Origin of the sequence: Klebsiella sp. JB_Kp031, assembly GCF_040064295.1 — a bacterium.
In the GTDB taxonomy this organism is placed as follows: Bacteria; Pseudomonadota; Gammaproteobacteria; order Enterobacterales; family Enterobacteriaceae; genus Klebsiella; species Klebsiella quasipneumoniae.
On record NZ_JBEAJW010000002.1, the window covers coordinates 1 to 14,371 of the forward strand.

The 14,371-nt window shown below is 60.1% G+C and carries 11 protein-coding genes; 4 read left to right on the plus strand and 7 right to left on the minus strand.

The features are described from left to right. Window positions 1–354: 354 nt before the first annotated feature. The 6 genes from narI to ABLV64_RS02055 all read right to left on the minus strand — a co-directional run bounded on the left by narI (window position 355) and on the right by ABLV64_RS02055 (window position 9,255). Window positions 355–1,035: a respiratory nitrate reductase subunit gamma gene (gene narI, locus ABLV64_RS02030; protein WP_117137700.1), complete on the minus strand. Its 681-nt coding sequence runs from the start codon at window positions 1,033–1,035 to the stop codon at window positions 355–357. Then, window positions 1,032–1,727, minus strand: coding sequence for a nitrate reductase molybdenum cofactor assembly chaperone (gene narW / locus ABLV64_RS02035; RefSeq protein WP_049004342.1), 696 nt, complete (start codon window positions 1,725–1,727; stop codon window positions 1,032–1,034). Before narW ends, narI begins: the two co-directional genes overlap by 4 nt. Next, complete coding sequence (gene narH, locus ABLV64_RS02040) at window positions 1,727–3,271, minus strand: nitrate reductase subunit beta (RefSeq protein ID WP_004202708.1); 1,545 nt, start codon at window positions 3,269–3,271, stop codon at window positions 1,727–1,729. Before narH ends, narW begins: the two co-directional genes overlap by 1 nt. Beyond that, window positions 3,268–7,008, minus strand: coding sequence for a nitrate reductase subunit alpha (locus ABLV64_RS02045; RefSeq protein ID WP_348842935.1), 3,741 nt, complete (start codon window positions 7,006–7,008; stop codon window positions 3,268–3,270). Before ABLV64_RS02045 ends, narH begins: the two co-directional genes overlap by 4 nt. 113 nt (window positions 7,009–7,121) lie before the next feature. Beyond that, entirely contained in the window at window positions 7,122–8,504 is a 1,383-nt protein-coding gene (locus ABLV64_RS02050; RefSeq protein ID WP_117137702.1) for a NarK family nitrate/nitrite MFS transporter, read from the minus strand. A 175-nt stretch (window positions 8,505–8,679) separates the two neighbouring features. Next, on the minus strand, window positions 8,680–9,255 hold the full coding sequence (locus ABLV64_RS02055; protein WP_004202704.1) for a TetR family transcriptional regulator: 576 nt from the start codon (window positions 9,253–9,255) through the stop codon (window positions 8,680–8,682). 119 nt (window positions 9,256–9,374) lie between these two features. Between ABLV64_RS02055 and kmrA the strand changes: the two genes are divergently transcribed. Continuing rightward, complete coding sequence (gene kmrA / locus ABLV64_RS02060; protein ID WP_064177769.1) at window positions 9,375–10,874, plus strand: efflux MFS transporter KmrA; 1,500 nt, start codon at window positions 9,375–9,377, stop codon at window positions 10,872–10,874. Here the strand turns inward: kmrA and ABLV64_RS02065 are convergent. Beyond that, window positions 10,869–11,759, minus strand: coding sequence for an IclR family transcriptional regulator C-terminal domain-containing protein (locus tag ABLV64_RS02065; RefSeq protein WP_072140467.1), 891 nt, complete (start codon window positions 11,757–11,759; stop codon window positions 10,869–10,871). The genes kmrA and ABLV64_RS02065 overlap by 6 nt on opposite strands. Before the next feature lie 116 nt (window positions 11,760–11,875). Here ABLV64_RS02065 and ABLV64_RS02070 point away from each other — a divergent pair, with 116 nt between their 5' ends. The 3 genes from ABLV64_RS02070 (at window position 11,876) to catA (ending at window position 14,342) form a co-directional block, all read left to right on the plus strand. Then, complete coding sequence (locus ABLV64_RS02070; RefSeq protein WP_161992973.1) at window positions 11,876–13,039, plus strand: muconate cycloisomerase family protein; 1,164 nt, start codon at window positions 11,876–11,878, stop codon at window positions 13,037–13,039. A 19-nt stretch (window positions 13,040–13,058) separates the two neighbouring features. Then, window positions 13,059–13,349, plus strand: coding sequence for a muconolactone Delta-isomerase (catC, locus tag ABLV64_RS02075; RefSeq protein ID WP_004202698.1), 291 nt, complete (start codon window positions 13,059–13,061; stop codon window positions 13,347–13,349). A gap of 66 nt (window positions 13,350–13,415) precedes the next feature. Further along, window positions 13,416–14,342 (plus strand): catechol 1,2-dioxygenase, encoded by a 927-nt coding sequence (catA, locus tag ABLV64_RS02080; protein WP_085846267.1) that lies wholly within the window; start codon window positions 13,416–13,418, stop codon window positions 14,340–14,342. The last annotated feature ends 29 nt before the right edge of the window (window positions 14,343–14,371 follow it).

Sequence of the window (14,371 nt, forward strand, 5' to 3'; positions counted from 1 at the left end):
AAGGCGACAGCCGCCACCCGGCGAAATTACAGGTACCGTGCCTGATATCTTGCCCCGCGGCGCTGCGCTTGCGCGGGCCTACGGGGTATGAGCCTGTGAGAGGGCCCTGTAGGCCGGGTAAGGCGACAACCGCCACCCGGCGAAATTACAGGTACCGTGCCTGATTTCTTGCCCGGCGGCGCTGCGCTTGCGCGGGTCTACGGGGGATGAGCTCTGTGAGAGGGCCCTGTAGGCCGGGTAAGGCGACAGCCGCCACCCGGCATAACGGCTGGAGCCGGGTCGATAACTACCCGGACTCGCGCGAAGGCCGCGTGCGGGCTACCGGTTAGGATGAATGATAACAGCCGCCAGCGCTCAGCGTCGGGAGCGCACCACCTGGTAGCGGCGGGTGAAATACTCCACCGGCGCGCTCCAGACGTGAACCAGACGGGTGAACGGGAAGATCAGGAAGATGGTCATCCCCAGCACCAGGTGGACGCGGTAAATCCAGGCCACGCCGTCCAGATGCGCCGAGGCGCCGCCGTGGAAGGTGACCACCGCCTGCGCCCAGTCCACCAGCTTGAGCATTTCGCTGCCGTCCGGATGCTGGGCGGAGAAGGGGATCGTCGTCAGCCCCAGCGCGCACTGAATCAGCAAAATGCACAGGATCAGAATATCTGCCGTGGTGGAGGTGGCGCGAATGCGCGGGTTGGTCAGGCGGCGAGCCAGCAAGCCGATGCCGCCCACCAGGGTGAGCACCCCACACACGCCGCCGAGGATCATCGCCATCAGCTGCTTCTGCGACATTGGCAGGAACCACGAGTAGACCCAGTGCGGGGTCAGCATGCCAAAGAGATGGCCAAAAAAAATGCCGAGAATGCCGATATGAAACAAGTTCGACCATAGCACCATACCGCGTTTATCCAGCATCTGGCTGGATGACGCGCGCCAGGTATACTGCCCGTAGTCGTAGCGTAGCCAGCTGCCGAGCAGGAACACAGTGCCGCAAAGGTAAGGGTAGATATCGTAAAAGAAGACATTCAGATACTGGATCATTTCGGGCCTCCGGCGCGGATGTCGACGTACTGCGGCGCCACATCCTGGCTAAAGCGTCGTTGATAAGCTTGCATAGGCGAGCTGTCGCAAGCGGTCGCATTATCTTCAATAAACTTCACCTGTTCTTCTTCCCACACTTCGTCCAGCGCCTGACAGGTATCGTCGCGCTTTTCTCCTGCTACCTGTTTAGTGACGCTGTCACTGGTGAGCGGGCTGTTTGCCAGCGCCAGCAGGGCGTCAAGCAGTTGATAATACGGACACTCTCGTTGCTTCAGGCGGCCGCCGATCAGCGCCAGAATCGGCGCGATATTCTGCAGCCCTTCGCGGGCGTCGGCGAGGGGTAAAATACTGAGATACTCCAGATACAGCGGCAGATAGTCGGGCAGTTCTCGGCAATCGATCAGCAGACCTGCCTGCTGATACTGATTCATCAGGTCCACCATCGCCTGGCCACGGTCGCGGGACTCAGCATGCACATGTTCAAACAGCAGCAGCGAGGTGGCGCGCCCTCGCTCGAACACCTCGCACCAGTCGGCCTGGCGATCCAACAGCGGCGCCGCCAGCAGCTCCCCGACAAAGGGCGTCAGGGAAGGGATATCGGCGCTGACCAGCGCCAGGGCTTCGTCGCGGTTCTCCCACAGCACCTCGTCGGGATACTCCAGCAGCAGACCGAGCACTTTCAGGATCCGCATCACTCGCCCTCCCCATGCTTACGCACGCCGCTGACGTCGATGGCGTCAATCCGCCGGCTGTTAAACAGGTTGAATTTCGTATCTGACCCGTGGCAGCCGTCGCCGAAGGTAAAGCCGCAGCCGTTGCGTTCCGGGAAGGCGTCCTCCGCCAGTTCGCGATGGCTGGTGGGGATCACGAAGCGGTCTTCGTAGTTGGCGATCGCCAGATAGCGATACATCTCTTCGACCTGCTCAACGCTGAGTCCCACCTCTTCAATTGCCCGGGTATCGGTCACGCCCTCAACGGTTTGCGAGCGCTTGTAGTGGCGCATCGCCATCATCCGTTTCAGCGCGCGCAATACCGGCCCGGTATCCCCGGCGCTCAGCAGGTTCGCCAGGTACTGGACCGGAATGCGCAGGCTCTCCACCGCCGGCAGGATGGCTCCGTTGTTGGGCAGGCCGCCGGCGTCGGCAACCGACTGGATCGGCGACAGGGGCGGCACATACCAGACCATCGGCAGGGTGCGATACTCCGGATGCAGCGGCAGGGCCAGCTTCCAGTCCATCGCCAGCTTATAGACCGGCGATTTCTGCGCCGCCTCAATGACATTGTGGGGGATGCCTTGTTTTAACGCTTCCTCGATGACCGCCGGATCGTTTGGATTAAGGAATACCTCGCACTGGCGCTCATAGAGGTCGGTTTCATGCTCGGTGCTGGCAGCTTCTTCGATACGGTCGGCGTCATACAGCAAGACGCCGAGATAGCGGATGCGCCCGACGCAGGTTTCGGAGCACACCGTTGGCTGCCCGGACTCAATGCGCGGATAGCAGAAGATGCATTTTTCCGACTTGCCGCTCTTCCAGTTAAAGTAGATTTTTTTGTAGGGACAGCCGCTGATGCACATCCGCCAGCCGCGGCATTTGTCCTGATCGATCAGCACGATGCCATCTTCCTCACGCTTGTAGATGGCGCCGCTCGGGCAGGTGGCCACGCAGCTCGGGTTGAGGCAGTGCTCGCACAAGCGCGGGAGATACATCATGAAGGTATTTTCGAACTGGCCGTACATCTCTTTCTGCATGGCTTCGAAGTTCCGGTCGCGGGCGCGTTTCTCGAACTCGCCGCCGAGCAGCTCCTCCCAGTTCGGGCCCCAGTCAATCTTATCCATGCGCTCGCCGCTGATCAGCGATCGCGGGCGGGCGGTGGGCAGATATTTGCCCTCCGGCGCGTTGTGCAGATGCTGGTAATCGTAGGTGAAGGGTTCGTAGTAATCGTCAATCGCCGGCAGCACCGGGTTAGCGAATATCTTCGACAGCACGCTAACCCGATTGCCGAGGCGGGGCGTCAGCTTACCGCTGATGCCGCGGATCCAGCCGCCTTGCCACTGTTCCTGGTCCTCCCAGTTTTTTGGGTAGCCAATGCCCGGTTTGGTCTCCACGTTATTGAACCACGCGTACTCCATGCCTTCGCGGCTGCTCCAGACGTTTTTACAGGTGACCGAGCAGGTGTGACAGCCGATGCATTTGTCCAGATTCAGCACCATTCCAACCTGAGAACGGATTTTCATTTTTTCGCCTCCTGTACCTGATCGCGGCCTTCGTCATCCAGCCAGGCAATATTCTTCATTTTGCGGATCATGATGAACTCGTCGCGGTTGGAACCGACGGTGCCGTAGTAGTTAAAGCCATAGGCCAGCTGGGCGTAGCCGCCGATCATGTGCGTCGGCTTCGGGCAGACGCGGGTGACGGAGTTGTGAATGCCGCCGCGGCGACCGGTCACTTCCGAACCCGGGATATTCATAATCCGCTCCTGCGCGTGGTACATCATGGTCATCCCCGGCGGCACGCGCTGGCTCACCACCGCCCGGGCGGTGAGGGCGCCGTTGGCGTTGAACGCTTCAATCCAGTCGTTATCTTCAATGCCCAGCTCTCTGGCGTCAGTTTCGCTGATCCAGACGATCGGCCCGCCGCGCGACAGCGTCAGCATCAGCAGGTTTTCGCTGTATGTGGAGTGGATCCCCCATTTCTGGTGCGGGGTCAGGAAGTTCAGCGCTTTCTCCGGAAAGCCGTTCGGCGGCACGGCCTTCATCTGGCTGACGCTGCGGGTATCAATGGGCGGGCGGTACGCCACCAGGCTTTCGCCGAAGGCCCGCATCCACGGATGGTCCTGATACAACTGTTGCCGCCCGGAGAGGGTGCGCCACGGGATCAGTTCGTGAACGTTGGTGTAGCCGGCGTTGTAGGAGACGTGCTCGCTTTCCAGTCCGGACCACGTTGGGCTGGAGATGATCTTGCGCGGCTGCGCCTGAATATCGCGGAAGCGGATCTTCTCATCCTCTTTATTCAGCGCCAGATGAGTGTGGTCGCGGCCGGTAAATTCTCCCAGCGCCTGCCAGGCTTTCACCGCCACCTGACCGTTGGTTTCTGGCGCGAGGCTGAGAATAACTTCGGAGGCGTCAATGGCGCTGTCGATCCGCGGCCGGCCTTTGGCCGGACCGTCGGGCTTGAGGTAGTTTAGCTTGCCAAGGAAATCGACTTCGCTTTGCGTATTCCACGAGATGCCTTTCCCGCCGTTGCCAAGCTTATCGAGCAGCGGGCCGAGAGAGGTGAAGCGTTCCCAGGTGGCGGGATAGTCGCGCTCCACCAGGGCAATCGACGGAGCGGTTTTCCCGGGGATCAGATCGCATTCGCCCTTGCGCCAGTCAAGCACCTCGAACGGCTGCGCCAGCTCAGCCGGAGAGTCATGCTGCAGCGGGACCAGCACCACGTCGGTCTCTTTCCCGAGATGGCCGACGCAGACCTGCGAGAAGGATTTGGCGATATCTTTGTAAATCTCCCAGTCGCTCTTTGCCTCCCACGCCGGGTCGACGGCGGCGGAAAGCGGGTGGATAAACGGATGCATATCAGAGGTGTTCATATCGTCTTTTTCGTACCAGGTGGCGGTCGGAAGGACAATATCGGAGAAGAGACAGGTACTGGACATGCGGAAATCCAGCGTCACCAGCAGGTCGAGTTTGCCCTCAATCGCCGCCGTCTGCCACTCGACTTCCTCAGGTTTCACCTCATCGCTGGCGCTCAGTACATCACCCTGAATACCGCTGTCGGTCCCGAGCAGGTATTTCAACATATACTCATGCCCCTTACCGGACGATCCCAGCAGGTTTGAGCGCCAGATAAACAGGTTGCGCGGATGGTTTTTACCGCTGTCCGGCTGCTCGGCGGCAAAGCGGATCTCGCCGGATTTTAGCGATCGCACCGTGAACTCTGAGGGCGATAGTCCGGCGGCCTCGGCCTGCTGCTTGATGGTCAGCGGATTGACGTTGAGCTGTGGCGCAGAGGGCAACCAGCCCATCCGTTCCGCGCGGACGTTAAAGTCGATAAGGCTGCCGCTAAATTTGCTGGCGTCGGCCAGCGGCGACAACAGCTCCTGCGCGGTCAGTTTTTCATAGCGCCACTGGCTGGCGTGATTGTAAAAATAGGAGGTGCTGTTCATCTGCCGCGGCGGGCGGTTCCAGTCCAGCGCGAACGCCAGCGGCAGCCAGCCGGTCTGTGGGCGCAGCTTCTCCTGGCCGACATAGTGCGACCAGCCGCCGCCGCTCTGGCCGACGCAGCCGCAGAACACCAGCAGGTTAATCATCCCCCGGTAGTTCATATCCATGTGGTACCAGTGGTTCACCCCGGCGCCGAGGATAATCATCGAACGGCCATGGGTTTTATGCGCCGTATCGGCGAACTCGCGGGCGATTTGTTCAATATGCTGGCGCGGCACGCCGGTGATCTGCTCCGCCCACGCCGGGGTATAGGCTTTGACCTCGGCGAAATCTTTCGTCGCATTGACATCATCAAGCCCGCGGTCCAGGCCGTAGTTAGCCAGAATCAGGTCATATACACTGGCCACCAGGCCGCGTTCACCACTGGCCAGCGTCAGCTGTTTCACCGGGAGCGGATGAAGGGTTACCGGTGACTGCGGCACGCTGCGGAAATGCGGATTTTCATTGCCGCCGAAGTAAGGGAAGGCGACGGACGCCACGCTGTCGCGCCTGTCGAGCAGGGACAGCGTTAGCTCCACCGGTTTACCGTCTGCCAGCGGTTCGAGATTCCATTTACCTTTTTCGCCCCAGCGAAAGCCGATGGAACCGTTCGGCGCCACCAGTTCGCCGTCGGCGTTATACGCCACGGTTTTCCATTCCGGATTATTCGTTTCGCCCAGCCCATTCAGCAGGTCGGAGGCGCGCAGCATGCGGCCTGGCACATAGCTGCCATCGTCGCGCGGCTCAAGCATCACCAGCATCGGCATGTCGGTATAGGTGCGGCAGTAGTTAAGAAAGTAATCGCTCGGGTTATCAAGGTGGAAGGTTTTGAGGATCACGTGGCCCATGGCCATCGCCAGCGCGCTGTCGGTACCTTGCTTCGGCGCCAGCCAGTGGTCGCACAGTTTGGCCACTTCCGAATAGTCCGGAGTGATGGCGATGGTTTTGGTGCCTTTGTAGCGCACTTCGGTGAAGAAGTGGGCATCCGGGGTCCGGGTCTGCGGCACGTTGGAGCCCCAGGCGATAATGTAGCTGGCGTTGTACCAGTCGGCGGATTCCGGCACGTCGGTCTGCTCGCCCCAGGTCATCGGCGAGGCGGGGGGCAGGTCGCAGTACCAGTCATAGAAGCTAAGGCAGGTGCCGCCGATAAGGGATAAATAGCGGGTACCCGCGGCGTAGGAGACCATCGACATCGCCGGGATCGGCGAGAACCCGGCGACGCGGTCCGGACCGTAGTGTTTGATGGTCCAGACGTTGGCGGCGGCGATAAGCTGATTCAGCTCTTTCCAGCTGGAGCGGACAAAGCCGCCTTTGCCGCGCACCGCTTTATAGCTGTTGGTTTTGGCCGGATCCTGCATGATGCTATCCCAGGCCTGCACCGGGTCGGGATACTGCGCCAGGGCTTCGCGCCACAGCTCAATCAGCCGTTTACGCGCCAGCGGGTACTTCAGGCGGTTGGCGCTATAGAGATACCAGGAGTAGCTGGCGCCGCGCGGGCAGCCGCGGGGTTCATGGTTCGGCAGATCCGGGCGGGTGCGCGGATAATCGGTCTGCTGGGTTTCCCAGGTCACCAGACCGTTTTTGACATAAATTTTCCAGCTGCAGGAGCCGGTGCAATTCACGCCGTGGGTGGAGCGGACAATTTTGTCGAACTGCCAGCGTTGACGGTAGCTATCTTCCCAGTCACGGTTGTTGTTGTAGACCTGACCGTGGCCGTTGGCAAAGATCTCGCCTTTCTGCTTAAAGTAGCGAAAGCGATCCAGTAGTTTACTCATGACATTTCTCCTGCTCCGATGATGTCCGGCATCGTGCCACCCGGCCGGATGAGCGAACGAACGCGTAGGCCGGATAAGGCGTAAGCCGCCATCCGGCAGATAAATCGTTATGGTTAAGCGGGTTTACGTCGGCCGTAGACCAGCCAGGTCACCAATACGCAAACCACGTAAAAAACGAAGAAGACCTTCATCGCCCCGACCGGCGAACCGGTCATCGCCAGCGAGGTGCCGAAGGCTTTCGGGATAAAGAAGCCGCCGATGGCGCCAATTGCCGAGATAAAGCCCAGCGCGGCAGCGGTATCGGTTACGGCTTCGTGCTGCGCTTCTTCTTCGCTGCCGCCGCGCTGCCTCACGCTGTCGATGGTGAGCTGACGGAAGATGACGGCGATCATCTGGAAGGTGGAGCCGCTGCCGAGTCCGGCGGTTAAAAACAGCCCCATAAACACCACGTAGAAGGCGAGGAAGCTGCCGGATCCGCTGCCCGGCAGGGTGAGGAACAACAGGCCGGTAAAGAGCGCCATCAGCACGAAATTGACCAGCGTTACCCGCACACCGCCCAGACGGTCGGAGATGATCCCTCCGAACGAGCGCGCCAGCGCGCCGATAAACGGCCCAAAGAAAGCCAGCTTGAGAATGTCGACCGCAGGAAACTGGGTTTTCGCCAGCATGGCGAAGCCGGCTGAGAAGCCGATAAATGAGCCGAAGGTCGCCAGATAAAGCAGGCTGAGCAGCCACATATGCGGACGCTTGAGCACCGGGAGTTGATCGCGAATCGAGGCCTTCGAACTGGCGATGTCATTCATACCGAACCAGGCGGCAGCGGTGGCGAGCAGCAGGAGCGGCACCCAGATGAGCGCCGCATTGCTCAGGGCTATCGTTGAACCATCGGGCTGGGTGACGCCATGGACGCCGAGGAAGGTGAAGAGCGGCAGGAAGATTACCGCCGGAGCGACCATCTGCATCACGCTGACCCCCAGATTGCCAAGGCCGCCGTTGACCCCCAGCGCGCTGCCCTGTTTGGCTTTGGGAAAAAAGAAACTGATATTTCCCATACTGGAAGCAAAATTCGCCCCGGCAAAACCACACAGCAGCGCAATAACAATAAATACCCAAAATGGAGTAGCAATATTCTGGATCGCCACGCCCAGCCAAATACAAGGCACAATCAGGATCACTGTACTTAATACAGTCCAGTAGCGCCCGCCGAAGAGGGGCACCATAAAGGAGTAGGGCACCCGTAATATCGCGCCGGAAAGTGAAGGAAGTGCGGTTAATAAAAAAAGCTGGTCGGTAGTGAAATGAAAACCGACCTTATTAAGATTGACCGCCACGGCGCTGAATAACATCCAGACGCAGAAGGCCAGTAGTAAGCAGGTTACTGATATCCATAAGTTTCTTCTCGCAATAGCCTGGCCCTTGTTTTCCCAGAAGGCCTTATTTTCTGGCCGCCAGTTTTTCAAAAGGTAATGATTATCTTTCTCATTTTGTACCGACATATTGCCCTCTAATTGCCCGGAATGGAGTAAATAAATAAGGTCAACAGCTGAATACAAGGGGACGGAGAATAACCCTTAATTGGCGTTATCTAAAAAGCGTAGATAAAAAAAACGTGCTGTCGGAGAGCACGTGGAGAGCGTAGCGGGATTAATTGTTACTAAATGTAAAATTTAACTAAAATAACTCCAGGGTTATCATCTTATTGACGTAACGGCTAAACGCCGTCTCGTCCAGGGTCTGGGTGCCGAGGGCGTAAATCCCGTCGAGGCCGCACACCAGGGCGATAAAACGCCAGGCGATATCCGCCGGCGGCTCGGTCGAATGAAACTCACCGCAGGCGAGGCCCTGCTCAACGATCGCCACGGTCTCGGCATGCCACATGGTCATGGTTAGCAGGTAGGCCGCTTTGATGTCCGGGTCGCTGTCGGCCAGTACCTGGCCTTCCCGCCACAGGCGGATATAGGGTTCCAGCCGGCCATCCTCGCTGCCGATCATCGAGAATAACCGCTCGCGCCAGCTGGCGTCCTCGGCCACCAGCGGCATGTCGAGCATCTCGCGGATAAGACGGATGAACACCTGGGACTTCAGCTCGCCTATGGAGGCGAAGTGGTGGTGCAGTTGCCCGGCGGCCACCTGCGCTTCGCGGGCGATCTGCCGCACGGTCATGGCGCTGAAGCCGCCGCGCAGCGCCAGGCGCATGGCGGCCTGCATAATCCCTTCCCGTCGCTCATCCCGCTGTAAATAGTGCATAGAACCCCGCTGATATCTGGCTTTGGCCGAGTGTAACAAAAAGTTGGACATGCGTTCAACAATCCGGCAGGATCGCCATCCTGGACGTGTGTCCAAGTTCTAACATTGAGGTACAAGCTATGTCACGGCAATGGATGACGCTGATGGCGATTTTGCTGGTTTATATTCCGGTGGCGATTGACGCCACGGTGTTGCATGTGGCCGCGCCGACCCTCAGCGTCGCGCTGGGCAGCAGCGGCAATGAGCTGCTGTGGATCATTGATATCTATTCATTGGTGATGGCCGGGATGGTGCTGCCGATGGGCGCCCTTGGCGATAAAATCGGCTTTAAACGTCTGCTGCTGCTCGGCAGCGCTATTTTTGGCGTCGCCTCGCTGTGCGCCGCACTGTCGCCGACGGCTCTGACGCTGATTGCCTCCCGTGCCCTGCTGGCGGTGGGGGCGGCGATGATCGTGCCGGCGACGCTGGCCGGGATCCGCAGCACCTTTGCCGAGGCCAGCCAGCGCAATATGGCGCTGGGGCTGTGGGCGGCGGTGGGCTCCGGCGGCGCGGCCTTTGGCCCGCTGGTGGGCGGCATGCTGTTGGAGCATTTCTACTGGGGATCGGTGTTCCTGATCAACGTGCCGATTGTGCTGGTGGTTATCGCCATTAACGCCAAAGTGGTGCCGCGTCAGCCCGCGCGCCGCGACCAGCCGCTGAACCTGCTGCAGGCGCTCATTTTGATTGCGGCGATCCTGATGCTGGTGTTTAGCGCCAAATCGGCCCTGAAGGGCCAGCTGGCGCTGTGGCTCACCGCGCTGGTGGCGATCGGCGGGGCGGCGATGCTCACCTGGTTTATCCGCAAACAGCTGTCGGCGGTCCGGCCGATGGTGGATATGCGACTGTTCACTCATCGCATTATTTTAAGCGGGGTGATGATGGCGATGACCGCCCTGATTACCCTGGTGGGTTTTGAGCTGTTGATGGCTCAGGAGCTGCAGTTTGTGCATCAGAAAACGCCGTTCGAGGCGGGGATGTTTATGCTGCCGGTGATGGTGGCCAGCGGCTTTAGCGGGCCGATTGCCGGGATGCTGGTGTCGAAGCTCGGGCTGCGCGAGGTGGCGACCGGCGGGATGTTGCTCAGCGCCTTCAGCTTTCTGGGCCTGGCGCTGACCGATTTCAGCACTCAGCAATGGTTGGCCTGGGGGCTGATGACGCTGCTCGGCTTTAGCGTCGCCAGCGCGCTGCTGGCCTCCAGCTCCGCCATTATGGCGGCGGCGCCGAAGGAGAAAGCGGCGGCGGCCGGGGCGATCGAAACCATGGCCTATGAGCTGGGCGCTGGCCTCGGCATTGCCCTGTTCGGCCTGATCCTGACCCGCAGCTACAGCGCCACCATTGTGCTACCGCCCGGGCTGAATGAGACCATGGCGCAGCGGGCGTCGTCATCGATCGGCGAGGCGGTTAGCCTGACCCAGGCGCTACCCGCCGGGGTAGCGGAGGCGCTGATGGCGGCGGCGAAGGCGGCCTTTACCCAGGCGCACAGTCTGGTGCTGGCGACAGCGGGGGTCATGCTTCTGCTGCTGGCCGCCGGGATCTGGCGCAGCCTCGCCACGGTGAAGAAGCCGCAGACGGCGCTATAGCTGTAGCGACAGGTCCATCGCCGCGCGGCGTAGCGGGGCGAGGGCCTTCTCTTTTAACGCCGCGGCGCTGACCGTCGCGGCCGGCACCCCGACATTCAGCGCGGCCACCACCTGGCCATGACGCGACAGCACCGGCACCGCCAGCGAGCACAGGCCCACCTCTATCTGCCGGTCGGCGAGGGCATAGCCCTGCATGCGCACCCGATCAATCTCCGCGCGTAGCCCGGCCATATCGCACAGGGTGTGTGGGGTGTAGCGAATGAGCACGGCGCGTGACAGTGTCACCTCCAGCTGCTCTTCCGGCAGCGCGCTGAGCAATACCCGACCCATCGACGTCGCCCACGCCGGCAGGCGACTGCCGCGTCCGATATCGACGCTCAATAAATTATTCACCGCCGCGCGGGCAATATAGAGCACGTTATCCCCGTCGAGCGTCGCCGCCGAACAGGATTCGCCGAGGGCTTTGCCGAGGCTGTCCAGCGCCGTCTGCGCCACTTTCGCCAGCGGGGTGCCGGCGAGATAGGCATGGCCCACCGCCAGCACACGGGGGAGCAGCTCATAATGGCGGCCATCCGGGCTATGGACCATGCCCAGCGCGGCGAGGGTATACAGGCACCGGCGTACCGCCGCGCGGGAAATTTGCGTTTTCTGGCTTAACTGGGAAATGGTCAGCCGCTGACGCTGTGGGGTGAAGGCGTTAAGCACCTCCAGACCGCGGGCCAGAGACAGCATAAAGTTGGGATCGTGCTCGGCCTGCCTGGCGCTCAGCGTATTGGGGATATTGTCGCTCATCGCATCCTTCTCCGTTGCAGCGTAAAGCTCACGGCAGATCACTATACCTTGCGCAAAATGGGGCGCGCTGAATTGTGCCGGTTTTACCACCACGATCACATTAATAACCGTCTTTTAACAAACGCGTCGATAATCGCACAACATTTCGATTATCGCCGTTGACCATCCGCCAGGCCGAACCCTATTGTCAATGGCACAGCCCCCCCGTTATGGATGTGGGTACAAAAAGTTATACATCTCATCAGGAAGCGAAAATGACTGCCACCGTAGAACGTATTGAGAGCTGGATTGTGGATGTCCCAACCATCCGGCCGCATAAATTGTCGATGACCACCATGGGATGTCAGACGCTGGTGATCGTGCGCCTTACCCGCTCCGACGGCATCTGCGGCATTGGCGAGGCCACCACCATCGGCGGCTTGAGCTATGGCGTCGAGAGCCCGGAGACTATCTCGTCGGCGATAACGCATTACCTGACGCCGCTGCTGCTGGGGCAACCGGCTGATAACCTGAATGCGCTGACCGCCCGCATGAACAGCGCCATTAAAGGCAACACTTTTGCCAGGTCCGCCATTGAAACCGCGCTGCTGGATGCCCAGGGCAAAGCGCTGGGGCTGCCGGTGTCGGCGCTGCTCGGCGGCGCGCTGCAAACGGCGTTGCCGGTGCTGTGGACGTTAGCCAGCGGCGATACCGCGAAAGATATTGCCGAAGGGGAAAAACTGTTAGCCGAGCGGCGCCATCAGGCGTTCAAGCTGAAAATTGGCGCACGCGAATTAGCGACCGACCTGCGCCATACTCGCGCCATTGTGGAGGCGCTAGGGGATCGCGCCAGCATCCGCGTCGACGTCAATCAGGCCTGGGACGCCGCAACCGGCGCGAAAGGCTGCCGCGAGTTGGCGGCGATGGGCGTCGACCTCATCGAACAGCCGGTCAGCGCCCACGACAACGCGGCGCTGGTGCGGTTAAGCCAGCATATTGAAACCGCGATCCTCGCCGACGAAGCGGTGGCCACCGCTTACGATGGCTATCAACTGGCGCAGCAGGGCTTTACTGGCGCTTACGCGCTGAAAATCGCCAAGGCCGGCGGACCGAACAGCGTACTGGCGCTGGCCCGCGTCGCCCAGGCGGCGGGTATTGGCCTGTATGGCGGCACCATGCTGGAGGGGACCGTCGGGACTGTCGCCTCGCTACACGCCTGGTCGACGCTGCCGCTGCAGTGGGGCACCGAAATGTTCGGCCCGCTGTTGCTGAAAGACGATATCGTCAGCGTACCGCTCTCCTTTGCCTACGGCGAGGTGGTGCTCCCGCAAATCCCGGGTCTTGGCGTCGAGCTGGATGAAGACAAACTGCGTTTTTACACCCGCCAGGCGTAGCGGGAAACAGGAGAAACAGATGCTATTTAAAGTGGATATGACCGTGAATATACCGCTCGGCTTTCCCGTCGCCGAAGCGGAGGAAATAAAACAACGCGAAAAAGCCTATTCGCAACAATTACAGCGGGAAGGCAAATGGCGACATATCTGGCGCGTCGCCGGTCTTTACGCCAATGTCAGTATTTTCGATGTCAAAGATACCGAAGAGTTACATCAAATATTAATGGGATTGCCGCTGTATCCTTTTATGGATATTCGCGTCGAGGCGCTGTGCCGCCATCCCTCGTCTGTTCGTGACGATGATAGCTAATAATAACACCTGACCTCATGCCGGGGTGACCCGGTAAATACCCTACAACGATAAGAGAGAATAATAATGAGTAATGCTTTCGTACAACAAGAAGCCGTGCAGAAATTATTACGTGAAGGGGCGGGTTTACACGTCCCTGGCGGAAACGAACGTTTTAAAGCCATTATTCACCGTCTGCTGGAGAATATCTGTACGCTGATCGACGACTATAACATCACCGAAGAAGAGTTCTGGCATGCGGTGAACTATCTGCATGCGCTGGGTGGTCGTCAGGAGGCGGCGCTGCTGGCGGCAGGGCTGGGTCTGGAGCATTTCCTCGACCTGCGTCAGGACGCCATCGACGCAGCGGCGCGCCGGGAAACCGGCACCCCGCGCACCATCGAAGGGCCGCTGTATGTGGCCAATGCGCCGCTGGCCGATGGCCACGCCCGGATGGATGATGGCGCCGACCCGGGAGAAGTGATGTGGCTGCATGGCCAGGTCAAAGATACCGAGGGCCGGCCGGTGGCCAACGCCATCGTCGATATCTGGCACGCCAATACCCTCGGCAATTACTCCTTCTTCGACCCGAGCCAGAGCGAATACAACCTGCGCCGTCGGATCCGCACCGGCGCCGATGGCCGCTATAGCGTGCGCAGCATCCTGCCTTCCGGCTACGGCTGTCCGCCGGATGGACCAACGCAGAAATTGCTGGATCAGTTAGGCCGCCACGGCAACCGTCCGGCGCATATTCACTTCTTCGTCTCCGCGTCGGGGCATAAACATCTCACCAGCCAGATCAACCTCAGCGGCGATAAATACCTGTGGGATGATTTTGCCTTTGCCACCCGCGACGGTCTGATTGCCGACCCGATTAAAGTGACGGACCGCGAGACTATCGCGCAGCGCGACCTTGAGGGAGAGCACACTGAGGTCTGTTTTGATTTCACCCTGTGTAAAGCGCTCAGCGCCGACGAAGAGCAGCGCGGCGCCCGCCTGCGCGCCAAAGCGTAATCTGCTGTAACGGCCCCGGGCACGCGGTT

Excerpts from the sequence above, each read along its gene's own strand:
- narI (WP_117137700.1), bottom strand. The coding sequence starts at position 1,035 with ATGATCCAGTATCTGAATGTCTTCTTTTACGATATCTACCCTTACCTT.
- narW (WP_049004342.1), bottom strand. The coding sequence starts at position 1,727 with ATGCGGATCCTGAAAGTGCTCGGTCTGCTGCTGGAGTATCCCGACGAG.
- narH (WP_004202708.1), bottom strand. The coding sequence starts at position 3,271 with ATGAAAATCCGTTCTCAGGTTGGAATGGTGCTGAATCTGGACAAATGC.
- ABLV64_RS02045 (WP_348842935.1), bottom strand. The coding sequence starts at position 7,008 with ATGAGTAAACTACTGGATCGCTTTCGCTACTTTAAGCAGAAAGGCGAG.
- ABLV64_RS02050 (WP_117137702.1), bottom strand. The coding sequence starts at position 8,504 with ATGTCGGTACAAAATGAGAAAGATAATCATTACCTTTTGAAAAACTGG.
- ABLV64_RS02055 (WP_004202704.1), bottom strand. The coding sequence starts at position 9,255 with ATGCACTATTTACAGCGGGATGAGCGACGGGAAGGGATTATGCAGGCC.
- kmrA (WP_064177769.1), top strand. The coding sequence starts at position 9,375 with ATGTCACGGCAATGGATGACGCTGATGGCGATTTTGCTGGTTTATATT.
- ABLV64_RS02070 (WP_161992973.1), top strand. The coding sequence starts at position 11,876 with ATGGATGTGGGTACAAAAAGTTATACATCTCATCAGGAAGCGAAAATG.
- catC (WP_004202698.1), top strand. The coding sequence starts at position 13,059 with ATGCTATTTAAAGTGGATATGACCGTGAATATACCGCTCGGCTTTCCC.
- catA (WP_085846267.1), top strand. The coding sequence starts at position 13,416 with ATGAGTAATGCTTTCGTACAACAAGAAGCCGTGCAGAAATTATTACGT.